Origin of the sequence: Amycolatopsis sp. FBCC-B4732 (assembly GCF_023008405.1) — a bacterium.
In the GTDB taxonomy this organism is placed as follows: Bacteria; Actinomycetota; Actinomycetes; order Mycobacteriales; family Pseudonocardiaceae; genus Amycolatopsis; species Amycolatopsis pretoriensis_A.
The window spans coordinates 9,010,605-9,033,074 of the sequence record NZ_CP095376.1; the positions used below are offsets into that span (position 1 = coordinate 9,010,605).

Below are 22,470 nucleotides of genomic sequence, written 5' to 3' on the forward strand. Positions count from 1 at the left end.
GCCGCCCGGTAACGGCCGTCGCCGGTCCCGCGACTCCAGGGAGGCCCGGGTGGCGAACCCCGTCGTGGAAGGTGGCCGGACATGACCGATTGGTTGTCCCGGTGGAGGATGGACGACTGGAGGCACTTAACCGATGAACCTCCTTACGTGATCTCGTCGGGCGCCGAGCCGTCGCCGGACGACGCGGCGGACGACGATTCCCCGGGCGATGGTGACCAGCACCCGGCCGACTACCCCGGATGATCCCCGGCACGTGGCTCGCGGCCGTGCTGTTCCTGCTCGTCGTCGCGCCCGGGTTGTTCTTCGACCTGCTGGGCGCGCGCCGCCGGGTGGCGGTGGCCGAATCGGCGTTCCGCGAGATCGGCCGGGTCGCGCTGGGCAGCTTGGGGTTCACCCTGGTCACCGTCGTGCTCCTGCAGACGGCGCAGTGGCTCTTCCCCCGGCTGTTCTTCGACCCCAGGGCCCTGATCCTCGGCGGGAACGCCTACCTGGCGGACCACTACGGCGCGGTGGTGCTGACGCTCGTCGTGGCGGCCGCGACCTCCCACGCGCTGGCGTTCGGGCTGCACAAGTGGCTGGCCCGGCGCCACGGGGAGACGATCCGCGTCATCAGCCTCTGGGGCAAGGCCTTCCGGCACGGCGTGCCGGCCGGGCACGCGGTGTTCGCCCGGGTCCGGCTGGCCGGCGGGCTGGTGTACACCGGGCAGGTCGAGAACTTCACGGCCGATCTGCCGATGGGTGATCGCGAACTGCTGCTCACCAAACCCCTGGCCGCCAAGCCGGACGCCGACAGCCCGCTCCGGCCGCTGCCGGACTCCTACCGCCGGGTCATCATCCCCGGGGACCGGATCGAGGTGATCAGCGTGGAGTACCGGCCGGTGCCGCCGGGCGCCGTCACCGCGAAGAAGCGGCTTCAGCGATCCAGCACCCAGAACGGCGACACCGGGCCCACGCCCGCGCCCAGCGGGTAGGACTCCGCGACGCAGCGCTCGATGAACTTCTTCCCCGCCGCCACCGCGTCCGGGACCGAAGCGCCCTTCGCCAGGGACGCCGTGATCGCCGACGCCAGGGTGTCGCCGCCGCCGTGGGTGTTCTCCGTGAGGTACCTCGGCCCGCTCAGTTCCCGGAACTCGCGGCCGTCGGAAAGCAGGTCCACGCAGTCCTCCGTGCCCTGCATGTGGCCGCCCTTGACCAGGACCCAGCGGGAGCCGAACTCCAGCAACGCCTCCGCCGCCGCGCGCTGGGTGGCCGCGTCCACGACCGAGACCCCGGTCAGGAGGCGGACTTCGTCCAGGTTCGGCGTGATCAGCGTGGCGCGGGGGAACAACTCGGTGCGGATCGCCTCCAGCGCGTCTTCGCGCAGGAGGGCGTGCCCCGTCATCGACGCCGCCACCGGGTCGACGACCAGGGGGAAGTCCATCCCGAGTTCGTCCAGGGTCTTCGCCACCGAGCGGATGATCTCCGCGGTGGCGAGCATGCCCGTCTTCGCCGCGTCGACGCCCATGTCGGACGCCACCGCCTTGATCTGCGCCGTCACCACGTCGGCCGGGATCTCGGTGAAACCCTGCACGCCCAGCGAGTTCTGCACGGTGACCGCCGTCAAAGCGACCAGCCCGTGCACGCCGTTGGCGAAGAACGTGCGCAGGTCGGCCTGGATGCCCGCACCACCGCCGGAGTCCGATCCGGCGATGGTGAGGGCGGTGGGCGGTGTCACTGCTGCACCACGGGCAGGTAGACCTTGTTGCCCTGCTCGCCGAACTCCGCCGACTTCTCCGCCATGCCGGCCTCGATGGCCTCCACAGTGGACAGACCGTGCTCTTCGGCGTACTTGCGGACGTCCTGCGTGATCCGCATCGAGCAGAACTTCGGGCCGCACATCGAGCAGAAGTGCGCGGTCTTGGCCGGCTCGGCGGGCAGCGTCTCGTCGTGGAACGAGCGTGCGGTGTCGGGGTCGAGCGAGAGGTTGAACTGGTCGTGCCAGCGGAACTCGAAGCGCGCCTTCGACAGCTCGTCGTCCCACTCCTGCGCGTACGGGTGCCCCTTGGCGAGGTCCGCGGCGTGCGCGGCGATCTTGTACGTGATCACGCCGGTCTTGACGTCGTCGCGGTTCGGCAGGCCGAGGTGCTCCTTCGGCGTGACGTAGCAGAGCATCGCCGTGCCGTACCAGCCGATCTGGGCCGCGCCGATGGCCGAGGTGATGTGGTCGTACCCCGGCGCGATGTCCGTCGCGAGTGGACCGAGCGTGTAGAACGGCGCCTCGCCGCAGAGCTTCTCTTCGAGCTCCACGTTTTCCTTGATCTTGTGCATCGGCACGTGGCCGGGGCCTTCGATCATCACCTGGACGTCGTGCGAGCGCGCGATGTGCGTCAGCTCGCCGAGGGTTTCCAGCTCGGCGAACTGCGCGCGGTCGTTGGCGTCGGCGATCGAGCCCGGGCGCAGGCCGTCGCCCAGGGAGAACGTGACGTCGTATTGGCGCAGGAGCTCGCAGAGCTCCTCGAAGTGCGTGTACAAAAAGGACTCTTGGTGGTGCGCGAGGCACCACGCGGCCATGATCGAGCCGCCGCGGCTGACGATGCCGGTGACGCGCCGCGCGGTCAGCGGGATGTAGCGCAGCAGCACGCCGGCGTGCACGGTGACGTAGTCGACGCCCTGTTCGCACTGCTCGACGATCGTGTCGCGGTACACCTCCCACGACAGCTTTTCGGGCTCCCCGTTGACCTTTTCGAGCGCCTGGTAGATCGGCACGGTACCGACCGGGACCGGCGAGTTGCGGATGATCCACTCCCGCGTCTCGTGGATCCGCTTGCCGGTGGAGAGGTCCATGATCGTGTCGGCGCCCCAGCGGGTCGCCCACACCATCTTGTCGACCTCTTCCTCGACCGACGACCAGACGGCCGAGTTGCCCATGTTGGCGTTGATCTTCACCAGGAAGTTCTTGCCGATGATCATCGGCTCGGACTCGGGGTGCTTCCGGTTGGCCGGGATCACCGCGCGGCCGCTCGCGACCTCGGCGCGCACGAACTCGGGGGAAACCCGTTCCCGCGCGGCGATGTACTCCATCTCGCGGGTGATCACGCCCTGCTTGGCCCAGCCGAGCTGGGTGTTGTGCTCACGCCCGTCGGCCCAGCCGGCACGCAGCCGGTGCAGTCCACTGTGGACGTCGATCGACGCTTCCGGGTCCGTGTACGGGCCGGAAGTGTCGTAGACGTCGAAGTGTTCGCCGTTGGAGAGGTCGATCCGGCGCGCGGGAACGCGCAGTCCGGATTCCGTCTGGTGGAAGACTTTGTGCGAGCCGGTGATCGGACCCGTGGTGACGGAGACGTCCTTGTTTTCCAGCGTCGTCAACGACTTTCACTCCCTACGCCGGCATTACCCGGTCAGGTTCATGCGGTCGGTGACGCCTGCGAAACGCAAGTCACCCTCTCAGCCCGCCATGGCGCGAGCTCCCGCGTTGGTGTTGTGCCACCGACCATGCCACGCCGGGGCACGATACTCAAGTCACCCGGCCAACTCGGCCGGAGTGGCGTAGACGTCGACCATGGCTCCGTTGCGCAGCACGGTGATCGGCAGTGCGGTGCCGATCACTTCCGCGAAGAGCCGGCGCTGGATGCCCTGGGCGTCCGACACCCGGGTGCGCCCGACGGTCAGCACGAGGTCGCCCGCCTTGAGGCCGGCCTGGTCCGCGGGCCCGCCGGAAACGACTTCGCGCACCCGCAGCCCGGCGCTCTGCCCGGTGCGCCCGGCGACGTCGTCCGGCAGCGGCGCGGGCACGCCGACGATGCCGAGGTACGCGCGCCGCACCCGGCCTTCGACGACGAGCGTGTCGATGATCCGCCGCGTCGTCGCGTTGATCGGCACCGCGAGCCCGAGCCCGACGCCGGCGACGGCGGTGTTGACGCCGACGACCCGGCCGGCCGAATCGGCGAGCGCGCCGCCGGAGTTGCCGGGGTTGAGCGCCGCGTCGGTCTGGATGACGTCTTCGATCACGCGGGTGGTGCGCCCCTGTCGCACCGGCAGCGCCCGGCCGAGCGCGCTGACCACCCCGGCGGTGACCGTCCCGGCGAACCCGAGCGGGTTCCCCACGGCGACGACGAGCTGCCCGACGACCAGCCGGTCGGCGTCCCCGAGCGTGGCGGCCGGCGGCGTCTCCCCGCGCGCCCGCAGGACGGCGAGGTCGGACAGCGGATCGGCGCCGACGACGTCGAAGGGCACCTCGCTGCCGTCGGCGAAGGTGGCGACCCCGCGCCGGTGGTCGCTGACGACGTGGGCGTTGGTGAGCAGGTGGCCGTCCTCGGCGAAGACGACCGCGGACCCGCTCCCGCGCTCGAGCTGCACCCCGGCGACGTGCGGGGTCACGGTCCTGGCGACCGTGCTCACCGCGCGCGAGTAGGCGTCCATCGCGTCGTCCACGTTTCCACCTCGATTACACCGTTGCACCTACAACAAGTGTGCGCTTTCGAGGCCGTGAAGTCCGTTCGCTGGTCGTGAACCGCCGACCGGACCAGTGACGGTCAGTGGTTCACCGGATCGGACCACGCGCCGGTGAAGATCCGGCGGGCAGACTCCCCAAGCGCTTCTGTAACGGTGCAGAAGCGATCTTCTGTGGGGTTGATATGCGCAAACTCATGTTCGGCGCCCTCGCCGGGCTGCTGGTCACCGGTCTGATCCCGGGGATCGCGGCGGCCCAGGGGGATGCTCCCGGCGCCCCGGGCGCCCATCCCAGCTGGCTGCCCGCGAACAAGACCGGCTTCGGCACCGCTCACGACCGCTCGAGCAACGTCTGGTTCACCCTCCAGGGCGGGCAGCTGTCCGAGGTCTACTACCCGGACCTGTCGACGCCCAGCGTCCGCTCGCTGAACTTCGTCGTCACCGACGGCCGCAGCTTCGCCGACCTCGACCACGCGGCGAAGTCGCAGCAGGTCCGGCGGACCGACGACGACAGCCTGACCTACGAGCAGACCATCACCGACGACCAGCACCGCTGGCGCCTCCGCAAGACCTACGTCACCGACCCGGCCGCCACGACCGTGCTGGTGGACGTCGACTTCCAGTCGCTCACCGGGCGGCCCTACCAGCTCTACGCGATCGCCGACCCGGACCTCACCAACGACGGCTCCGACGACTCGGCCGCGCGCAAGGGCGACGTGCTCACCGCGCAGGATGCCGCGAACGCCGCCGCGCTCACCGCGAAGCCCGCGTTCACGAAGACCAGCGTCGGCTACGCCGGCAATTCCGACGGCACCACGCAGCTCACGAAGACCTTCAAGCTGAAGAGCTACGACACCGCCGCGAAGGGCAACGTCGTGCTGACCGGGCAGACGAGCGCCGACGGGCTCCGGAACCGGCACGTCACCCTCGCGCTCGGCATGGGCGCGAAGGCGCCGGACGCGCTCGGCAGCGCGCAGGCGTCGCAGCGCCGCGGCGTCCGCGACGTCACGCGCGCGTACGACCGCGGCTGGGAGCAGTACCTGCGCGGGGTGAGCAAGCCGCCGTCGTCGCTGAAGACCGACGCCGAGCGCGACCTCTACAAGGCGTCGATGCTGACGCTGGCCGCGAGCGAGGACAAGCACCACCCGGGCGCCTTCATCGCGTCGCCGAGCATGCCCTGGCGGTTCGGGAACAACGACCCGGAGTGGTCGCCGTCCGGGACCTACCACCTGGTCTGGCCGCGTGACCTCTACCAGATCGCGACCGGGCTGGCCGCCGGCGGCGACCAGGGGGCCGCGAACCGCGCGGTGAGCTACATGTTCGGCACGCAGCAGCAGGCCGACGGGCACATGCCGCAGAACAGCCGGGTCGACGGCGTGCCGTACTGGACGTCGATCCAGCTCGACGAAACCGCTTTCCCGATCGTGCTGGCCCAGCAGCTCGGCCGCAACGACCTGTGGCCCGGCGTCCGGAAGGCCGCCGACTTCATCATCGGCTACGCCGGCCCGAACGGGCAGCCGGCGCCGTACACGCAGCAGGAGCGCTGGGAGGAGCAGGACGGCTGGTCCCCGTCGACCATCGCGTCGGTGATCGCCGGACTGGTCTGCGCCGCGGATCTGGCTTCGCACAACGGAGCTCCGGCCGACGCCGCCCGCTACCTCGCCGCGGCCGACAAGTTCAAGGCCGACCTGCCGAAGCAGACGATCACCACGAACGGGCCGCTGTCGAAGGACCCGTACTTCGTCCGGCTGACCAAGGACGCCGACGCCAACGCGGGGACGACGTACAACCTCGGCAACTCGAGCGTCACGATGGACCAGCGCGCGGTCACCGACGCGGGCTTCCTCGACCTCGTCCGGCTCGGCGTCTACCGGGCCGACGACCCGGTGATCGAGAACAGCATTCGCGTCACCGACAAGGACATCGCGTTCACGACGCCCACCGGGCAGTTCTGGCACCGGTACACGAAGGACGGCTACGGCGAGCAGGCCGACGGTTCGCCGTGGGACTACACGTTCCCGGCCGGGAGCCGCACCACGTTCGGGCGGCTGTGGCCGCTGCTCGCCGGCGAGCGCGGCGAGTACGAGCTGACGCTCGGCGACCCGGCGTCGGCCGCGCGGCGGCTGCGTGACCTCGGCCGGGTGAGCAGCTCGGCGGAGACCATGCCGGAGCAGGTGTGGGACGAGAACCCGCCGTCGGGGCAGACCGGGTTCCCGGTCGGCACGCCCAACGCGTCGGCGACCCCGCTGGCCTGGACGCACGCGCAGTACGTCCGGCTCGCCCAGGACGTCAAGGCGGGCTCGGTGCTGGAGACGCCGAAGGTGGTGCGCTGCCACTTCCTCGGCTGCTGAACCGGCGAAGGGCCCCTCGGAACCGAGGGGCCCTTCGCGGTCTCAGATGACGGCGCCGTCGTCCTCGGGGGTCTTCGGGGGCAGCCACTTGTTGCCCGGGACGCCCCACTTGTTGTGCTTGAGCATCTTCTTCGCCGCGCGGGCGTGCCGCCCGACCAGGCGGTCGAGGTAGATGTAGCCGTCGAGGTGGTCGGTCTCGTGCTGCAGGCAGCGCGCGAAGTAGCCGGTGCCCTCGACCTCGATCGGGTTGCCCTCGATGTCGGAGCCGGTCACCTTCGCCCACTTCGCGCGGCCCGTCGGGTACGACTCGCCGGGCGCCGAGAGGCAGCCCTCCCAGTCGTCGTCCGGGTCCGGCATGGTCTCCGGGATCTCCGACGTTTCGAGCTTCGGGTTGACGACGACGCCCTTGTGCCGCACGCCCTCGTCGTCCGGGCAGTCGTAGACGAACACCCGCAGGTCGAGGCCGATCTGGTTGGCCGCGAGACCGACGCCTTCGGCGGCGTACATCGTCTCGAACATGTCGTCGACGAGCGTGCTCAGCTTGCCGTCGAACTCGGTGATCTCCCGAGTCGGCTGGTGCAGCACGGGTTCGCCGGCGATAACGATGGGGTGGATGGTCACGGCGAGCCAGTTTAGTCGGACCCCTCTGGTAGACCTGCATCAGACCGTGACGCGCCGGGGTCGATGCCCACGTCGGCGGCCGCTTCCGTGGTTGAATGGCGCCCGCGGAAGAGCTAGGTCTGATTCGCCATACGCCCGATTGAGAGGGACTCGGATGGACGCCGCGGAGTCGATGGCTGAGCCGCAGCCGTCGCCGCCGAAGCCCGTGCCCGGCCTGACCGAACGCGAGGTCGAGATCCTCGCCTTCGAACGTCAGTGGTGGCGACACGCCGGGGCGAAGGAGAACGCCATCCGCGAACGCTTCGATTTGTCCGCCACGCGCTACTACCAGCTGCTCAACAAGCTGCTGGAGAAGCCGGAGGCGATCGAGGCGGACCCGATGCTGGTGAAGCGGCTGCGCAAGACGCGCGCCGCCCGGCAGCGCAAGCGAGGCGCCCGGCGACTGGGGATCGAGCTGAAATGAGTGTGTTTTCGGGTATGTCCCGGCCGATGAAAGCCGCGGGCGTCGCGTTGATCGGCGTGGCCATCGTGGCCGCCGTCGTCGGCGGGATCTCCGCGTTGAGTGGTGACGGTTCCAACGAAGCCGGGCCGAGCGGCACGTCGTCGGCGAACCCGCCGGGTACCTCGGGCGGGACGTCGGCACCGCCGGCCACGTCGTCGACGGCCACCCCGCCGTCGACGTCGGCGAACCCCACGTCCCCGGCGCCGCCGACCACCCCGCCGCCCGGCGGCCAGCCCACGCAGGGCCAGCCGGGGCAGGGCCAGCCGGGGCAGCCGGGTGGTGACCAGCAGGCGTCCAACAAGTGGGTCACCGTCCGGGTGTTCAACAACTCGACGATCAAGGGCCTCGCCGCCCGTGCGAAGGACGACTTCGCCGGCGCGGGCTGGAACGTCACCGAGGTCAGCAACTATTCGCAGGGCGTCATCCCGGCGACCACGGCGTACTTCCGCCCGGGCACCGACGAGGAAGCGGCGGCCAAGCAGCTCGCCCAGGAGTTCGGCTTCAAGGCCGAGCCCCGCTTCGCGGGGATACAGGATGCGACGCCGGGCGTGATCGTCATCGTGACGAACAACTACGAGTCGGGCCACAAGGGCAGCTGACCCGCTCACTTTGCGCCACAAAGCGGCACTTTCATGACGAAAGTGCCGCTTTGTGGCGCAAAGTGAGCGGTCAGTCCGCGACCTGGGTTTTCGCGTAGGCCTCGAGTGCCGCGAGCTGGGCCGGGTCGAGGCTGGGCCGGACCGTCTTGCGGGCCGCGTCCAGGTGCGCCGCCGTCACTTCGCGGGCCTCCAGCGACTCGCGCATCGCGGTCAGGGCCGCTTCGCGGATCAGCGCGGCGCAGTCGGCCGCGGAGTAACCGTCCAGAGTGGACGCCACCTCGGCGAGGTCCACATCGGAGGCCAGCGGCGTGTTCTTCGAGCTGGCGGCGAGGATCGCGGCGCGGGATTCGCTGTCCGGCGGCGGGACGTAGACGCGGCGCTCCAGCCGGCCCGGCCGCAGCAGCGCCGGGTCGACCAGCTCGGGCCGGTTCGTCGCGCCCAGCACGACGACTTCGCGCATCGGCTCGACGCCGTCGAGCTCGGTGAGCAGCGCCGCGACCACGCGGTCGGCGACGCCGGAGTCCGACGACTGGCCGCGGCGCGGGGCCAGCGCGTCGATCTCGTCCAGGAAGATCAGCGACGGCGCGGCCTCGGCGGCCCGGCGGAACAGCTCCCGCACCGCGCGTTCGGACTCGCCGACCCACTTGTCCATCAGCTCGGCGCCCTTGACCGCGAAGACGTTCAGCGCGCCGGTGCCCGCGAGCGCCCGCACGAGGAACGTCTTGCCGCCGCCGGGCGGCCCGTAGAGCAGCACGCCACGCGGCGGTTCGACGCCGAGGCGCGCGAACGAGTCCGGGTACCGCAGCGGCCACAGCACGGCTTCGGTGAGGGACTGCTTGACGTCGACCATGTTCCCGACGTCGTCCAGCGTCAGCCCGCCGGTGGCCAGGTTGTCCGAAGTGGACATCGACACCGGGCGGACGGTGGCCAGCGCGTCCAGCAGGTCCTGCTGCGAGATCCGCGGCTCGTCGGTGTCGCGCTGGCGCAGCGCGGCCCGCAGCGCCGCGTCCCGGCGCAGGGCGATCAGGTCCGCGGCGACGAACCCCGGCGTCCGCTCGGCGAGGACGCCGCAGTCGATGCCGGTGTCGAGCGGGACGTCGCGCAGCAGCACGTTCAGCAGCTCGCGCCGGGTCTTCGCGTCCGGCAGGGCCAGGCCGAGCTCGCGGTCGAGCAGGTCGGCGGCGCGCAGCCGCGGGTCGGCGGACTCCGCGCGGGCGGTGGTCGCGACGACGGCGAACCGCCCGCGCCGCAGCGCCGTCCGCAGCTCTTCCAGCACGACCGTGGCGACCGGCGGCGGGGAAGCGGCGGGCAGCAGCGCGTCGACGTCGGTGAGCAGCAGCACCGCGGGTCCGTCGGCGGAGCGGACCGCCTCGCGCAGGCGCGCGACGGCGACGTTCGGGTCCAGCACGGCGAGGTTCGGCGCGGCCAGCGGCACCACGCGGATGTCCGCCTCGCTCGCGACCGACCGGACGAGCGTCGCCTTGCCGACGCCTTCGGGCCCGGACAGCAGGACGCCGAGGTGGGCGGGCGCGCCGAGCCGCGCGAGCAGCTCGGGCCGGTGGAAGGCCAGGTCGAACCACTCGCCGAGCTTGCGCGCGGCGGCTTCGGCGCCGATCAGGTCCGCGAGCGGGACGGCCGGCTCGACGACCTCCTCGACGCTGACTTCGTCTTCGACGATCTCGGCGTCGATCCACTCCTCGGCCGCGGTGACGGCGGAGGTGCGCACCAGAGCGGTCGCCGTCCGGGGCGCGGCGGGCTCGGCGGCCGGCCGCGCGCCGTCGCGCCAGACGACCACTGTGGACGGTCCGACCGCGACGGTGCCGGCGGGCTCGGTCGCGGTGACGGTGAGCAGCTCGTTGGTCCAGGTCGCGCCGATCGCCCGCGACAGCTGGCCGCGCAGCCCGGCGGGGTCGGACCCCGGCGTCGGCGCGAGGTCCTGCGGCAGCAGCGAAACGGCGTCGCCGACGGTGAGCACCTTGCCGATGAGCGCGAGCCGCAGCATGTGCGGGCTGACCGAGACGCTGGCCAGCCGCGACCCGGCCACGGTCACGGTCCGCGCCGCGGCGACCTCGGCCGGCGCGACGACGACCTCCGAGCCCTCGGTGACCCCGAGGTTCGACATGGTGACGTCATCGGTGAGCAGCACCCCGGGCACCCCGGCCGCATCGGCGGGCGCGGCGAGCGCGGCACTGACCCGCGCGCCGGTGAGGTGCACGGCGTCCCAGGCCCGCAGGCCCAGCGCATCGAGGACTTCGGGGTGCAACCGCACGACGCCACGGCGGGTGTCCAGCGCGGACGGGGTGTGCCGGACGGTCAGCGTGATCTGGGGGTGGCTCACGCCGTTCACCCTAGCGAGCCGGTGCGCTCCCAGGCGTCGAAGTAGGCGATGTCCCGCACGGCCGGGCGAGCGGCGGGCCGGAAGTCGCGCTGGGTCGGGTACGCGACGGCGAGCAGGCTGATCTTCGTGACGTCGTCGGGGATGCCGAGCAGCGCGGCGACGTCGGATTCGTGGTCCTGCAGGTGGTAGCCGCAGCTGGAACTGCCGAGACCGCGAGCGCGCAGGGCGAGCTGGAAGCTCCGGACGGCGGGGTGGGCGGAGCCGAAGTCGGCGGTCTTCAGGGCCCGTTCCTCGACGAGGTGGCCGTACTCCGCTGCCCGCGGCCGGCGCCTGCTGGGCGACGCGGAGGCAGTCGTCCAGCACCTCCTGGGGCACTTCGCGGTCGAGGTCGAGCTTGCGGCGGACCGATCGGGTGGTGGTGAGCACGGTTTCGCCGCGGCCGGCGTCGAGGCGATGTCGCTCTACAACCACGTCGAGAACAAGGGTGACCTGCTGGACGGGCTCACCGCGCGGGTCTTCGAGCGCTCGCCGCGGGGCAGCACGCGAGCTTCACCGGGGTTCGCCGAGGAAGCCGCGGCCCGCAGCTACCGGTCGCTGCTGGGGATGCTGTTCGGTTCGGTGCTCACGGGGACGGCGGGGACCGGCGCCGCGCAGGCGGAGCGGGCCGAGCCGGTGGGCGCGTGGTTCCGGCGGGTGGTGACGGCCGCGGAGCTGCCGAGCCTGCACCGCGTCCGGCCCGCGCTGGAATCGGGTGACTGCGTGCAGGACTTCGGCTACCAGCTTGACCGGCTGGTCGGTGGGCTGCGGCCGACGCCGTGAAGGCCACGGCTACTTGCGGCGCAGGCCGATCTGGCGCCAGGACCGGCGCCGCTGGCCGTTGCCGTTCTCCGACGTGCTGCGCGGTACGCGGACCGTCTCGCCCGTGCGGGGGAGCCGGACCGCGCGCATCGCCGCTCCCGCGACCCGGCGGCGCAGCGGGGGACGCAGCCCCAGCCGGCGTGGGGAGCGGGCGCGGCGGATCGCGCGGCGCTCGCGCGGCGGGACCATCCACGCTTCCGGGTGCGCCGCCAGCCAGCGGTGCCGGTAGACCGAGTACGGGATGTGCGCCAGGTACAGGATCATCGCCACGAGCAGCGCGACCAGCGGGAACTGGATGATCGCCGCGGCCAGCAGGGCCACCCCGAGCAGCAGGGGGGCGATCGCCTTGGCCGGGGCCTTGACCGTCTTCAGCGACAGCGTCGGGATGCGGCTGATCAGCAGGGCCGCGATGGCGATCGTCCACGCCCACACGACGTACTGCGAAGACCACCATCCCCCGCCCCACTGCAGGTACGCCACCAGCGGCAGCATCGCCAGCAGGCCGCCCGCCGGGGCCGGGACGCCGACGAAGAACTCGCTCGCGTACGCCGGCTGCTCGGTGTCGTCCAGCAGCGTGTTGAACCGGGCCAGCCGCAGGATCATGCAGACGGCGAAGATCAGCGACGCGACCCAGCCGATCCGGTCCGCGCCGGTCTGCCAGACGTAGATCACCAGCGCCGGGGCCACGCCGAACGAGATGCCGTCGGACAGCGAGTCCAGCTCCGCGCCCATCTTCGACGTCGCGTCGAGGAGGCGGGCGATCCGGCCGTCCAGGCTGTCGAGCACCGCGGCGATGCCGATCGAGGCGATCGCCATCGCGTAGTTCTTCGTCAGCGCGAACTGCACGGCCGAGAGGCCCGCGCACAGCGCCAGCACCGTGATGGCGTTCGGCAGCAGCCGGACACCGGGGGTGGTCACGCGGACCATCGATCAGCCTTTCGCAAGCGCGGCAGGGAGTTCGGCGATCACGGTCTCGCCGCCGACCGTGCGCTGGCCCTTGCTGACCAGCACGGTCGAGCCCGGCGGGAGGTAGAGGTCGACCCGCGAGCCGAAGCGGATGATGCCGTACGTCGCGGCGGCGCCGACCTTGTCGCCCTCGCGGATCTCGCAGAGGATGCGGCGCGCGACCAGCCCGGCGATCTGCACGACGACGAGCTCGTGGCCGTCTTCGGTGCGCATCAGCACGGAGTTGCGTTCGTTGTCGTCGCTCGCCTTGTCCAGGTCGGCGGACAGGAACTTGCCCGGCCGGTAGGCGACGCGCTCGATCACGCCGTTCGCCGGCACGCGCTGGACGTGCACGTCGAACACCGAGAGGAACACCGACACACGCATCCGCGGCTCGGCGGGCAGGCCCAGCTCGGCGGGCGGGACGGCTTCCTCGATCAGCGACACGAGACCGTCGGCCGAGGCCAGCGCGACGCCGTCACGCGGCGGCGGGACCCGCTTCGGCTCGCGGAAGAACGCGGCCATCGCCACGGTCGTGAGCGCGCCGAGGACGCCGAGGCGCTTGGAGAACCGGCGGGCGACCAGCGTCGCGACCGCGCCGCCCGCCACGAACGGGCGACCGGCCGGGTGCATCGGCGGCAGCGTCTCGCGGGCCAGCTGGAGGGCGTGGGCGACGGGATTGCCGGCGGATTCCGGCCGGGTGCCGCTCATGGTCGGGTCCCCTGGTTTCGTGTCGGAAGATCGGGTCGGCGCCGGGGTCCGGCCGCCGCGTACGGGCGCCCCCACGCTACCGCTGCCCCAGGTGAGCGTGTCCGAGTCCCCCTCGGTGGCTCCTCCGCGAGGGGGTCACCGCGAAGGGTGGGAGCGACCACATCCCGGTAACGGAAGGTCGATTTCACCGATGACTCTGGGTAGTTGATGCCGTTCGGGGCGCTGCCGCGCGGCCCCGTGGACCCAGTGAGGAGGGGATGATGACCGACCACCGCGATCCGGCCGACGTCCGCCTCGCCGAGCTGTTCGGCGCGTGGCGCGCGGAGATCGACGAAGTGCCGCTGCCGTCCTTGGTGGCCCCCATGCACGCCGTCGACGTCGTCATCGAAGCGAAGAGAAATGGGGGCCGGGTGCATCCGCCCCCCGACGGCGCATGCACCCGGCCACCGGGCAATGCGCGTGACGAAGCAGTCTAGCGGCTGAGGGCCGGACGATCACGATTCGTCCGGCAAAAGTTACCAACGGTCACTCGGACGACGGCCGAGCCCGTTCACGAGCCGCAGGATCGCCAGCAGGACGACGGCGCCGAGGACGGCCACGCCGAAGCTGGGGAAGTCGAAGTCGAACGTCTTCGCCTGGCCCGTCGCGAGCCGGTAGACCAGCCCGCCGAGCGCCGCGCCGACCACGCCGACGAGCACGCTGACCAGGCAACCCTGCCGGCGCCGCTCCCGGCCGCCGACGACCAGGTTCGCGGCCCAGCCGACGATCGCGCCGAAGATGACCCATGCGACGAAACCCATGGCGCGAGCTTACGCGAGCGGATGCACAAGAGCTATTGCACAAGAACTCTTGTACAACTACTCTTGTGCGTCATGACCGAAGACATCCGGGAGATCCGGGATTCGAAGGTGCTGGCGGCCATGTCGCACCAGCTGCGCCGCCGGCTCCTGGAACTGCTCCACCTCGACGGCCCGGCGACCGCGTCGATGCTGGCCGCGAAGACCGGCCAGGCGGTCGGCAACGTGAGCCACCACATGAAGGTCCTGGCCGCGGCAAAGCTCGTCGAGGTGGCCCCGGAACTGGCCCGTGACCAGCGAGAACGGTGGTGGAAGCGCAGCGCGAAGACACTGCGGTGGGCCGCGGCCGACTTCCCCGGCGACCCGGTCGCCGAAGCCGCCGAGGTCCTCGTGCTCGACCACCAGACCGCGGTCGCCCGCGAGTGGATCGCGAGCCGCGAGTCCTACCCCGAGCAGTGGCGCGGGGCGCCGTTCAGCATCGACACCTGGGTGCGGCTGTCGAAGGAGGAGCTCGACGAGCTCAACGAGCGGATCTTCCTGCTGATCGGCGAGTTCGAGAACCGCACCGAACCCGGCGACGGCGTCGAGCGCCGTCCGGTCTTCTTCGCCGCGCGGGCGTCGCTGGGCAAGCCGTGAAGGGGCTCTGGGGGAACAGGGACTTCCGGCTGCTCTGGACCGGCGAAACGACCAGCATGCTCGGCAGCATGGTCGCGAGCACGGCGTTGCCGCTGGTCGCGGTGGTCACGCTGCAGGCGAGCACGTTTCAGGTCGCGCTCCTGACCGCGGTCGCCTGGCTGCCGTGGCTCGTGGTGGGCCTGCCCGCCGGTGCCTGGGTCGACCGGCTGCCGAAGCGCCCGGTCATGCTGCTCTGCAACACGGTGTCGATGGCGGTGTTCGGCAGCGTCCCGCTCGCGGCCGGCTTCGGCGCGCTGACCATGCCGTACCTGCTCGCGGCCGCGCTGCTCGGCGGCATCGCGAAGGTCTTCTTCACCCTCGCCTACCGGGCCTACCTCCCGGCGCTGGTCGGGCCCGGCGAGCTCCTCGGCGCCAACGCCAAGCTGCAGGGCAGCGAATCCGCGACGCAGGTCGCCGGTCCGGGCGTGGCCGGGCTGCTGGCGCAGGCGTTCGGCCCGGTCAGCGGGATCCTCGCGGACGCGGTCAGCTTCGGTGTCTCCGTGCTGTGCGTGCGGGCGATCAAGGTGCGCGAGACCGTCGTCCCGCCCGTCCGGACGCCGCTGCGCAGCCAGATCGCCGAAGGGCTGCGGTTCGTCGTCCACGACCGGTACCTGCGGTCGCTGATGACCTTCGGCGCCGTCTCGAACCTCGCCCTCACCGGCTACCAGGCCATCCAGATCGTGTACCTGTCCCGCACGCTCGGCGCCGCACCCGGCCTGGTCGGGCTGGTGCTGGCGGTGGCCGCCTCCGGCGGGGTGCTCGGCGCGGTACTGGCCGGACGGCTCGCCGCCCGCTTCGGCGCCGCGCGCGCGTGGCTGCTGTGCGAGGTCGTCGCGGCCCCGATGCTGCTGTTCGGGCCGTTGAGCGGCCCCGGCTGGGCCTGGCGCTGTTCGTGCTCGCCGAGTTCGGCGTCTGCGCCGGGGTCGTCGCCGGGAACGTGCTGACCACGACGTTCCGCCAGCAGTACACCCCGCCCGGGCTGTTCAGCCGGGTCAACTCCAGCACGTCGATCGTCAACTACGGGACGATCCCGCTGGCCGGGGTGCTCGGCGGCGTGCTGGGCGAGACGATCGGCATCCGCGAGACGCTCTGGTGCGCCGCGGCGATGTCGATCGTCGCGTTGCCGTTGCTGGCGCCCTACGGGAAGCTGCGCGACTTCCCGGTCAGAGCAGCAGCACGTCCACCTCTTGACCTTCCGCTGCCGACGTGACGTCTTCCGGCAGCACGATCAGGCAGTTGGCCTGCGTGAACGCGGCCAGCAGGTGCGAGCCCGGCCCGCCGCGCGGCCCGACGACGCCGGTGACCTCGCGGTCGGACGGCGTGAACACGCCCCGGCGGTACTGGCGGCGGCCGGCGGGCGAGGACATCTCCTCGGTCAGCCGGGCCCGCACGCGCCGCCGCGAAACGTCGGTGTGGCCCATGGCCGTCAGCAGCGCCGGGCGCAGGAACGCCTCGAACGACACCAGCACGCTGACCGGGTTGCCGGGCAGCGTCACCACCGGCACGCCCTGCCAGCGCCCGCAGCCCTGCGGCCCGCCCGGCTGCATCGCGATCTTCGCGAACTCGACGCCCTGGCCGGTCAGCGCGTCCTTCACCACTTCGTAGGCGCCCGCGCTGACCCCGCCGGACGTCACCAGCAGGTCGGCGTCGGCCAGCTTCGGCTCGATGACCTTGCGGAACTCCTCGACGTCGTCGACGACGCTGCGGACGACGTCGGCCTCGCAGCCGAGTTCGCGGATCGCCGCGGCGAGCATCACGCTGTTGGACTCGTAGATCTGGCCGTGGCGCAGCGGGGCGGGCGCGTCGATCAGCTCGGTGCCGGTCGAGGCGATCAACACCCGCAACGGCCGGTGCACCCGGAGCTCGGCCAGCCCGACGGCGGCCGCGAGGCCGAGCTGCGAGTGGCCGAGCACGGTCCCGGCGTGCAGCGCGACGCTGCCGGCGACGACGTCTTCACCGGTCCGCCGGATGTGCGCGCCTTCGCGGGCGGGCGCCGAGATCGTCACGGTTTCCGTGCCGCCGTCGGTGTCCTCGACCATCACGACGGCGTCCGCGCCGGGCGGCAGCGGGGCGCCGGTCATGATCCGGTGCGCGGTGCCCGGTTCGAGGGTTCCGACGTCGACCCGGCCCGCCGGGATGTCGTCGGCCACCGGCAGGGTCACCGGCGCCGTGGCGACGTCGGCGGCGCGGACCGCGTAGCCGTCCATGGCGGAGTTGTCGAAGGGCGGCAGGGAGACGCCGGCCCGCACGTCCTCGGCCAGCACGAGGCCGGCCGCGGCGGCGAGGGGCAGCGTGGCCGCGGGGGCGGTGCCGAGGAGCTCGGCGACGCGGTCGCGGTAGTCGTCGACGGAGATCACCGGACCATCCTCCCCGCCTTCGGGGGTCGTGCAAGACTCTGCCCCGTCACGAGCACGCCGATGGGGAGCAAGCATGCAGGTTCAGGTCCGTCAACAGCCTTCGTTCGCCGTCGCCCGGCTGATGCTGGCGCCCGGGGAGCCGTGCCAGGTGGAATCCGGCGCGATGATGGCCACCAGCTACGGCGTGCAGGTCCAGTCGCAGGCGCAGGGCGGGATCATGAAGGGCCTGGGGCGCGCGTTCCTCGGCGGCGAGTCCTTCTTCATCTCCACCTTCACCGCGCCGCAGAACGGCGGCTGGGTCGACGTCGCGGCCAACCTGCCCGGCGACATCCAGGTGGTCCCCCTCGACGGCCGCACCGGCTGGGCCGTCACCCGCGGCTGCTGGCTCGCGTCGTCGCACGGCGTGCAGACCGAGACCAAGTGGGGCGGGATGAAGAACCTGATGGGCGGCGAGGGCGGCTTCCTGACCCACGCCACCGGCCAGGGCCAGCTGCTCGTCTCCTGCTACGGCGCGGTCGAGACCATCACGCTGCAGCAGGGCGAGATGGTGACCATCGACACCGGGCACGTCGTCGCGTACGCCGACACCGTGCAGTACCAGATCCGGAAGGTCGCGACGGGCATCATCCAGTCCATGAAGAGCGGCGAAGGCCTGGTGTTCGACTTCGTCGGCCCCGGCCAGATCATGACGCAGACGCGCAACCCGTCCGCACTGGTCAGCTGGATCATCTCGCACGTCCCGTCCCGCTGATGCGCGTCCAGACCCGGCACACGCCCGGTTTCGGCGTCGCCCGCGTCCTGCTGGACCCGGGCGAGGCCGTGCAGGCGTCGCCCGAAACGTTGCTCGCCAGCCGGTTCGGGGTCACCGAGACGCCGGTGGGCCGGGGCGGCGTCCGCGCGAGCAAGGCGACGACGGTGGTCTACACCGCGCCGTCCGACGGCGGCTGGATCGACTTCGCGCCGCTGCGCCCCGGCGACGTCTACCCGCTGGAAGTCGGCGGCGGCACGGGCTGGTCGGTGCACCGCGACGCGGTGCTGGTGCGGCCCTCGACGGTCCGGCACGACCCGAACTGGACGCCGTTGCAGCAGCTCTTCGGCGCCGACTCGGGGTTCCTCGAGCACTACAGCGGAACCGGGCCGCTCGTGCTCGCCGCGCCCGGCCCGGTCGACGCGTTCGAACTCGGCAAGGGCGAGCTGGTCACGGTCCGGCCGGACTACCTGCTGGCCTACCCGGACAGCGTCCAGTGCCGGTTGCGCGCGCTCGACCCGGGCGGCCCGCAGTCGCTGCGCACGGGCGAAGGGCTCGCCGTCGACTTCGCGGGTCCGGGGACCGTGCTCGTGCACGCGCGGAACAGACGCCTTTCGGGCACGTGATCTTCGGACGAATTGCCCATTGCCGAGGGGAATAATTCCGGTAGCGTGATTGGCACTTCCGCCGCTGGCCTCCGCTCGGGCCAGCGGATCCTTTGTGCTGAGGGAGGGCGCCGTGGCTGTCGGCACCGTCAAATGGTTCAACTCGGAAAAGGGCTACGGCTTCATCGAATCGACGGAGGGCCCGGACGTCTTCGTCCACTATTCGGCCATCCAGTCCGAAGGATTCCGCACTTTGGACGAAGGCGATCGCGTCGAGTTCGAAGTGCAGTCGGGCCGTGACGGTCGTAGCCAGGCAGCCGACGTGCGGAAGGTTTCTTAGCCACTTCCGGGTCCGGGGGCGGGCCCCCGGGCGGGGTCCGGGGGTTGCACCCCCGGGTTGGCACAGCGACTCGCTCACCTGATCGGCGAACCCCCGGGAAGCGCTGAACCTGGGGCGTTAGGCTGCGGGCGTGACAGGCGATGTGTCGGGGGACCTCACCGGTCGCCGGCTGGGCAACTACCGCATCGACGGGGTGCTCGGCAAGGGCGGCATGAGCGTCACCTACAAGGCCACGGACGTGCGTCTCGGCCGCAAGGTGGCGCTGAAGGTCATCGGTGACCACCTCGGGGCCGACGCCGAGTTCCGCGAGCGGTTCGTCGACGAGGCGCGCAACACCTCCGCGATCGACCACGCCAATGTCGTGCCGCTGTACGACTTCGGCGAGCTCGAAGGCATGTTGTACATCGCCATGCGGATGGTCGACGGCGGTGACCTCGCCGGCCTGATCGCCGGCGGCCCGATCGCGCCCGCGCGCACCCTGACGATGCTCGACCAGGTCGCCGACGCCCTCGACACCTTGCACAACCGTGGTCTGGTCCACCTGGACGTCAAGCCGGCGAACGTGCTCGTGACGAAGAAGGAGACCTCGCGCGAGCACGTGTACGTCGCCGACTTCGGCCTGACGCGCCGCGGCGCGACCGGCCACCGCACGCGCGGCGGCGACTTCCTCGGCTCGCCGACGTACGCGGCGCCGGAGCACCTGCGCGGCGAGCCGCTGGACGGGCGCACCGACCAGTACGCGCTGACGTGCGTCCTCTACGCGTGCCTCACCGGCAGCCCGCCGTTCAAGGGCGACGTGCCGACGGTGATCAAGGGGCACCTCAACGGCGAACCGCCCGCGATCTCGCGCGCCGTCGCGCTGCCGCCGTCGATCGACGAGGTCATCCGCAAGGGGATGGCGAAGAGCCCGGCCGACCGCTACCCGAGCTGCGTCGAGATGGTCGCGGCCGCCCGCCGCGCGCTCGGCCCGCTGGCTACCTCCGACACCCCGCCGGGCCCGCCCGGGTCCCATTCGGGCGGAATCCCCGCGCCGCACCGTGCTGGTCAGGTACAACAGGGGCCGCACCAGAACAGCGCACCGCAGGGAGAGGGGGCCCCCGTGCACCCGTACGGAGGACAGCAGCAGCCCGGCTACGGCCAGCAGCCCGGGCCGCAGGGGCCACCCCAGGGCATGCCGCCGCAGGGCCCGCAGCAGCCGGGCATGCCGCCGCAGGGCCCGCCGCCCGGGTACGGCTACCCCCAGCAGGGCCCGCCGGGGATGCCGCCGCAGGGCATGCCCCCGCAGGGTTACGGCTACCCGCAGCAGCCGGGCATGCCCCCGCAAGGCCCGCCGCCCGGCTACGGCCAGGACCCGATGCGCCTGCGCCCGCCGATGCCCGCGGGCGGCGCGGGCGCGTTCCACCAGCCGAAGAGCAGCGGCGGCAAGAAGTGGATCTTCATCGTCCTCGGGCTGGTCGTGGTGGCCGGCCTGGTGGTGGGCGCGATCTTCCTGTTCGGCGGCGACGACAACGGCGGCGGTGGCGGCCAGACGACGGCCCCGAACATCCCGGTCGGCCCGGGCGGGGACTCGCAGAGCAACCCGACGTCCTCGCTGAACGCGCCCCCGACGTCGATCAGCATCAAGCCGAGCAACTGAGCGCGGCCCGGACGCCGTGAACGGGTCGTTCACGGCTTCGGTGGCTCGCGAGATCGTGCGGCGCTGAGCAGGTCTTCTTGCACTCTCCCCCCGAGAGTGCTAAACACGGTGTTGGCACTCGACGCCGTCGAGTGCCAAAGGTCGGGACGGTGAGGCTGACCCCCACCCGGGTCCAGTCGTCCGTCGCGGGCACCGAGCCTGGCCGAGGAAAGAGTCCTGCTGCCGCCGCTGCAAGAACCACAGCGCGGCGGTGGCGCCCAATACCGGAGGACCACACCGCAATGGCCAAACTGATCGCGTTCGACGAGGACGCCCGCCGCGGTCTTGAGCGCGGCTTGAACACCCTCGCCGAAGCCGTCAAGGTGACCCTCGGCCCGCGGGGCCGGAACGTCGTGCTCGAGAAGAAGTGGGGCGCGCCGACCATCACCAACGACGGTGTCTCCATCGCCAAGGAGATCGAGCTCGAAGACCCGTGGGAGAAGATCGGGGCCGAGCTCGTCAAGGAGGTCGCCAAGAAGACGGACGACGTCGCGGGTGACGGCACCACCACCGCCACCGTGCTCGCGCAGGCCCTCGTCAAGGAAGGCCTCCGCAACGTCGCCGCCGGCGCCGACCCCATCAGCCTGAAGCGCGGCATCGAGGCGGCCGTCGAGGCCATCACCGAGCAGCTGCACAAGGCCGCCGTCCAGATCGAGACCAAGGAGCAGATCGCTGCTACCGCCTCGATCTCGGCCGCTGACCGCACCATCGGCGAGCTGATCGCCGAGGCGCTGGACAAGGTCGGCAAGGAAGGCGTCGTCACCGTCGAGGAGAGCAACACCTTCGGTCTCGAGCTCGAGCTCACCGAGGGCATGCGCTTCGACAAGGGCTACATCTCCGGTTACTTCGTGACCGACCCGGAGCGTCAGGAAGCCGAGCTCGAGGACCCGTACATCCTCCTCTTCGGCTCCAAGATCTCCACCGTCAAGGACGTCCTGCCGCTGCTGGAGAAGGTCATCCAGTCCGGCAAGCCGCTGCTGATCATCGCCGAGGACGTCGAGGGCGAGGCCCTGGCCACCCTCATCGTCAACAAGATGCGCGGCACCTTCAAGTCCGTCGCCGTCAAGGCCCCGGGCTTCGGTGACCGCCGCAAGGCGATCCTGCAGGACATCGCGATCCTGACCGGTGGCCAGGTCATCTCCGAGGACGTCGGCCTCAAGCTGGAGAACGCGGACCTGTCCCTGCTGGGCAAGGCCCGCAAGGCCGTCATCACCAAGGACGAGACGACCATCGTCGAGGGTGCGGGCGACGCCGACCAGATCCAGGGTCGCGTCAACCAGATCCGCGCCGAGATCGAGAACTCGGACTCGGACTACGACCGCGAGAAGCTGCAGGAGCGGCTCGCGAAGCTGGCCGGCGGCGTGGCCGTCATCAAGGCCGGCGCCGCGACCGAGGTCGAGCTCAAGGAGCGCAAGCACCGCATCGAGGACGCGGTGCGCAACGCGAAGGCCGCCGTGGAAGAGGGCATCGTCGCCGGTGGTGGCGTGGCCCTGATCCAGGCCGCCGAAGCCGCGTTCGCGGGCCTGAAGCTCGAGGGCGACGAGGCCACTGGCGCCAACATCGTCAAGGTGGCCGTCGAGGCCCCGCTCAAGCAGATCGCGATCAACGCCGGCCTCGAAGGCGGCGTCGTGGTGGAGAAGGTCAAGGGCCTGCCGCAGGGTCACGGCCTCAACGCCGCCACGGGTGTCTACGAGGACCTGCTCGCCGCCGGCGTGCCGGACCCGACGAAGGTCACCCGCTCCGCGCTGCAGAACGCCGCTTCCATCGCGGCGCTGTTCCTGACCACCGAGGCCGTCGTGGCGGACAAGCCGGAGAAGGCTTCGGCCGCTCCCGCCGACCCGTCCGGTGGCATGGGTGGCATGGACTTCTGAGTCCGGTCGCTTGACTGGGAAAGCCCGGTCCGCTTCGGCGGGCCGGGCT

General features: G+C 71.5%; 22 protein-coding genes, 1 pseudogene and 1 riboswitch. Of the genes and pseudogenes, 13 read left to right on the plus strand and 10 right to left on the minus strand.

Going from position 1 to position 22,470, the window contains the following annotated elements; all coding sequences use genetic code 11:
- The first annotated feature begins 239 nt into the window (after positions 1-239).
- Entirely contained in the window at positions 240-971 is a 732-nt protein-coding gene (locus MUY14_RS40870) for a DUF6338 family protein (protein WP_247017793.1), read from the plus strand.
- Here MUY14_RS40870 and thiD read toward each other — a convergent pair.
- From thiD to MUY14_RS40885, 3 genes are all read right to left on the minus strand, one after another.
- Positions 914-1,714: a bifunctional hydroxymethylpyrimidine kinase/phosphomethylpyrimidine kinase gene (thiD, locus tag MUY14_RS40875; protein ID WP_247017795.1), complete on the minus strand. Its 801-nt coding sequence runs from the start codon at positions 1,712-1,714 to the stop codon at positions 914-916. The genes MUY14_RS40870 and thiD overlap by 58 nt on opposite strands.
- Positions 1,711-3,345 carry a phosphomethylpyrimidine synthase ThiC gene (thiC, locus tag MUY14_RS40880; RefSeq protein WP_281506218.1) on the minus strand — a complete coding sequence of 545 codons (1,635 nt, stop codon included), beginning with the start codon at positions 3,343-3,345 and terminating at the stop codon, positions 1,711-1,713. Before thiC ends, thiD begins: the two co-directional genes overlap by 4 nt.
- Positions 3,339-3,460: riboswitch (TPP riboswitch) on the minus strand. It overlaps the preceding gene by 7 nt.
- 38 nt (positions 3,461-3,498) lie before the next feature.
- Positions 3,499-4,410 carry a S1C family serine protease gene (locus MUY14_RS40885; protein WP_247017797.1) on the minus strand — a complete coding sequence of 304 codons (912 nt, stop codon included), beginning with the start codon at positions 4,408-4,410 and terminating at the stop codon, positions 3,499-3,501.
- A gap of 203 nt (positions 4,411-4,613) precedes the next feature.
- On the opposite strand from MUY14_RS40885, the gene MUY14_RS40890 reads away from it, so the two are divergent.
- Positions 4,614-6,779 (plus strand): glycoside hydrolase family 15 protein, encoded by a 2,166-nt coding sequence (locus MUY14_RS40890; protein ID WP_247017799.1) that lies wholly within the window; start codon positions 4,614-4,616, stop codon positions 6,777-6,779.
- Positions 6,780-6,821: 42 nt separating this feature from the next.
- Here the strand turns inward: MUY14_RS40890 and MUY14_RS40895 are convergent, their stop codons facing one another.
- Positions 6,822-7,400, minus strand: coding sequence for a peptide deformylase (locus tag MUY14_RS40895; protein WP_247017800.1), 579 nt, complete (start codon positions 7,398-7,400; stop codon positions 6,822-6,824).
- A 154-nt stretch (positions 7,401-7,554) separates the two neighbouring features.
- On the opposite strand from MUY14_RS40895, the gene MUY14_RS40900 reads away from it, so the two are divergent.
- Both MUY14_RS40900 and MUY14_RS40905 read left to right on the plus strand, forming a co-directional pair.
- Positions 7,555-7,863 (plus strand): DUF3263 domain-containing protein, encoded by a 309-nt coding sequence (locus tag MUY14_RS40900; RefSeq protein WP_003101701.1) that lies wholly within the window; start codon positions 7,555-7,557, stop codon positions 7,861-7,863.
- Positions 7,860-8,501: a LytR C-terminal domain-containing protein gene (locus MUY14_RS40905; RefSeq protein ID WP_247017802.1), complete on the plus strand. Its 642-nt coding sequence runs from the start codon at positions 7,860-7,862 to the stop codon at positions 8,499-8,501. Before MUY14_RS40900 ends, MUY14_RS40905 begins: the two co-directional genes overlap by 4 nt.
- A 70-nt stretch (positions 8,502-8,571) precedes the next feature.
- Here the strand turns inward: MUY14_RS40905 and MUY14_RS40910 are convergent, their stop codons facing one another.
- Together MUY14_RS40910 and MUY14_RS47405 are read right to left on the minus strand one after the other, a co-directional pair.
- The gene (locus MUY14_RS40910; RefSeq protein WP_247017804.1) at positions 8,572-10,839 is read right to left on the minus strand and encodes an AAA family ATPase; all 2,268 of its coding nucleotides are present in this window, start codon (positions 10,837-10,839) and stop codon (positions 8,572-8,574) included.
- 5 nt (positions 10,840-10,844) lie between these two features.
- Positions 10,845-11,294 carry a nitroreductase family protein gene (locus MUY14_RS47405; protein ID WP_396126882.1) on the minus strand — a complete coding sequence of 150 codons (450 nt, stop codon included), beginning with the start codon at positions 11,292-11,294 and terminating at the stop codon, positions 10,845-10,847.
- Between MUY14_RS47405 and MUY14_RS40920 the strand changes: the two genes are divergently transcribed.
- Positions 11,293-11,658, plus strand: coding sequence for a hypothetical protein (locus tag MUY14_RS40920; RefSeq protein ID WP_247017806.1), 366 nt, complete (start codon positions 11,293-11,295; stop codon positions 11,656-11,658). The genes MUY14_RS47405 and MUY14_RS40920 overlap by 2 nt on opposite strands.
- Positions 11,659-11,667: 9 nt before the next feature.
- On the opposite strand, the gene pssA is transcribed toward MUY14_RS40920, so the two are convergent.
- Positions 11,668-12,624, minus strand: coding sequence for a CDP-diacylglycerol--serine O-phosphatidyltransferase (pssA, locus tag MUY14_RS40925; protein ID WP_247017808.1), 957 nt, complete (start codon positions 12,622-12,624; stop codon positions 11,668-11,670).
- A gap of 3 nt (positions 12,625-12,627) precedes the next feature.
- The gene (locus MUY14_RS40930; protein ID WP_247017810.1) at positions 12,628-13,353 is read right to left on the minus strand and encodes a phosphatidylserine decarboxylase; all 726 of its coding nucleotides are present in this window, start codon (positions 13,351-13,353) and stop codon (positions 12,628-12,630) included.
- Between the two features lie 257 nt (positions 13,354-13,610).
- Here MUY14_RS40930 and MUY14_RS40935 point away from each other — a divergent pair, with 257 nt between their 5' ends.
- Positions 13,611-13,829 (plus strand): hypothetical protein, encoded by a 219-nt coding sequence (locus MUY14_RS40935; protein WP_247017813.1) that lies wholly within the window; start codon positions 13,611-13,613, stop codon positions 13,827-13,829.
- A 39-nt stretch (positions 13,830-13,868) separates the two neighbouring features.
- Here MUY14_RS40935 and MUY14_RS40940 read toward each other — a convergent pair whose 3' ends face one another.
- Positions 13,869-14,153, minus strand: coding sequence for a GlsB/YeaQ/YmgE family stress response membrane protein (locus MUY14_RS40940; protein WP_247017815.1), 285 nt, complete (start codon positions 14,151-14,153; stop codon positions 13,869-13,871).
- 72 nt (positions 14,154-14,225) lie between these two features.
- Here MUY14_RS40940 and MUY14_RS40945 point away from each other — a divergent pair, with 72 nt between their 5' ends.
- On the plus strand, positions 14,226-14,786 hold the full coding sequence (locus MUY14_RS40945; RefSeq protein WP_247017817.1) for a helix-turn-helix domain-containing protein: 561 nt from the start codon (positions 14,226-14,228) through the stop codon (positions 14,784-14,786).
- A pseudogene (locus tag MUY14_RS40950) lies at positions 14,783-16,035 on the plus strand (MFS transporter). The gene MUY14_RS40945 and the pseudogene MUY14_RS40950 overlap by 4 nt, the downstream one beginning before the upstream one ends.
- On the opposite strand, the gene glp reads toward MUY14_RS40950, so the two are convergent.
- Positions 15,989-17,182 (minus strand): gephyrin-like molybdotransferase Glp, encoded by a 1,194-nt coding sequence (gene glp / locus MUY14_RS40955; protein ID WP_247017819.1) that lies wholly within the window; start codon positions 17,180-17,182, stop codon positions 15,989-15,991. The pseudogene MUY14_RS40950 and the gene glp sit on opposite strands and share 47 nt — an antisense overlap.
- 73 nt (positions 17,183-17,255) lie before the next feature.
- On the opposite strand from glp, the gene MUY14_RS40960 reads away from it, so the two are divergent.
- The 5 genes from MUY14_RS40960 (at position 17,256) to groL (ending at position 22,421) form a co-directional block, all read left to right on the plus strand.
- The gene (locus MUY14_RS40960; protein WP_160700589.1) at positions 17,256-17,933 is read left to right on the plus strand and encodes a TIGR00266 family protein; all 678 of its coding nucleotides are present in this window, start codon (positions 17,256-17,258) and stop codon (positions 17,931-17,933) included.
- Complete coding sequence (locus MUY14_RS40965) at positions 17,933-18,556, plus strand: AIM24 family protein (protein WP_247017821.1); 624 nt, start codon at positions 17,933-17,935, stop codon at positions 18,554-18,556. Before MUY14_RS40960 ends, MUY14_RS40965 begins: the two co-directional genes overlap by 1 nt.
- A gap of 112 nt (positions 18,557-18,668) precedes the next feature.
- Positions 18,669-18,875 carry a cold-shock protein gene (locus MUY14_RS40970; protein ID WP_003085446.1) on the plus strand — a complete coding sequence of 69 codons (207 nt, stop codon included), beginning with the start codon at positions 18,669-18,671 and terminating at the stop codon, positions 18,873-18,875.
- A 130-nt stretch (positions 18,876-19,005) separates the two neighbouring features.
- Entirely contained in the window at positions 19,006-20,511 is a 1,506-nt protein-coding gene (locus MUY14_RS40975) for a serine/threonine-protein kinase (RefSeq protein ID WP_247017823.1), read from the plus strand.
- A gap of 281 nt (positions 20,512-20,792) precedes the next feature.
- Entirely contained in the window at positions 20,793-22,421 is a 1,629-nt protein-coding gene (groL, locus tag MUY14_RS40980) for a chaperonin GroEL (protein WP_043776303.1), read from the plus strand.
- The last annotated feature ends 49 nt before the right edge of the window (positions 22,422-22,470 follow it).

Excerpts from the sequence above, each read along its gene's own strand:
- MUY14_RS40960 (WP_160700589.1), top strand. The coding sequence starts at position 17,256 with ATGCAGGTTCAGGTCCGTCAACAGCCTTCGTTCGCCGTCGCCCGGCTG.
- MUY14_RS40890 (WP_247017799.1), top strand. The coding sequence starts at position 4,614 with ATGCGCAAACTCATGTTCGGCGCCCTCGCCGGGCTGCTGGTCACCGGT.
- pssA (WP_247017808.1), bottom strand. The coding sequence starts at position 12,624 with ATGGTCCGCGTGACCACCCCCGGTGTCCGGCTGCTGCCGAACGCCATC.
- groL (WP_043776303.1), top strand. The coding sequence starts at position 20,793 with ATGGCCAAACTGATCGCGTTCGACGAGGACGCCCGCCGCGGTCTTGAG.
- MUY14_RS40930 (WP_247017810.1), bottom strand. The coding sequence starts at position 13,353 with ATGAGCGGCACCCGGCCGGAATCCGCCGGCAATCCCGTCGCCCACGCC.
- MUY14_RS40900 (WP_003101701.1), top strand. The coding sequence starts at position 7,555 with ATGGACGCCGCGGAGTCGATGGCTGAGCCGCAGCCGTCGCCGCCGAAG.
- MUY14_RS40940 (WP_247017815.1), bottom strand. The coding sequence starts at position 14,153 with ATGGGTTTCGTCGCATGGGTCATCTTCGGCGCGATCGTCGGCTGGGCC.
- MUY14_RS40920 (WP_247017806.1), top strand. The coding sequence starts at position 11,293 with ATGTCGCTCTACAACCACGTCGAGAACAAGGGTGACCTGCTGGACGGG.
- MUY14_RS40935 (WP_247017813.1), top strand. The coding sequence starts at position 13,611 with ATGATGACCGACCACCGCGATCCGGCCGACGTCCGCCTCGCCGAGCTG.
- MUY14_RS40945 (WP_247017817.1), top strand. The coding sequence starts at position 14,226 with ATGACCGAAGACATCCGGGAGATCCGGGATTCGAAGGTGCTGGCGGCC.
- MUY14_RS40905 (WP_247017802.1), top strand. The coding sequence starts at position 7,860 with ATGAGTGTGTTTTCGGGTATGTCCCGGCCGATGAAAGCCGCGGGCGTC.
- MUY14_RS40870 (WP_247017793.1), top strand. The coding sequence starts at position 240 with ATGATCCCCGGCACGTGGCTCGCGGCCGTGCTGTTCCTGCTCGTCGTC.
- MUY14_RS40965 (WP_247017821.1), top strand. The coding sequence starts at position 17,933 with ATGCGCGTCCAGACCCGGCACACGCCCGGTTTCGGCGTCGCCCGCGTC.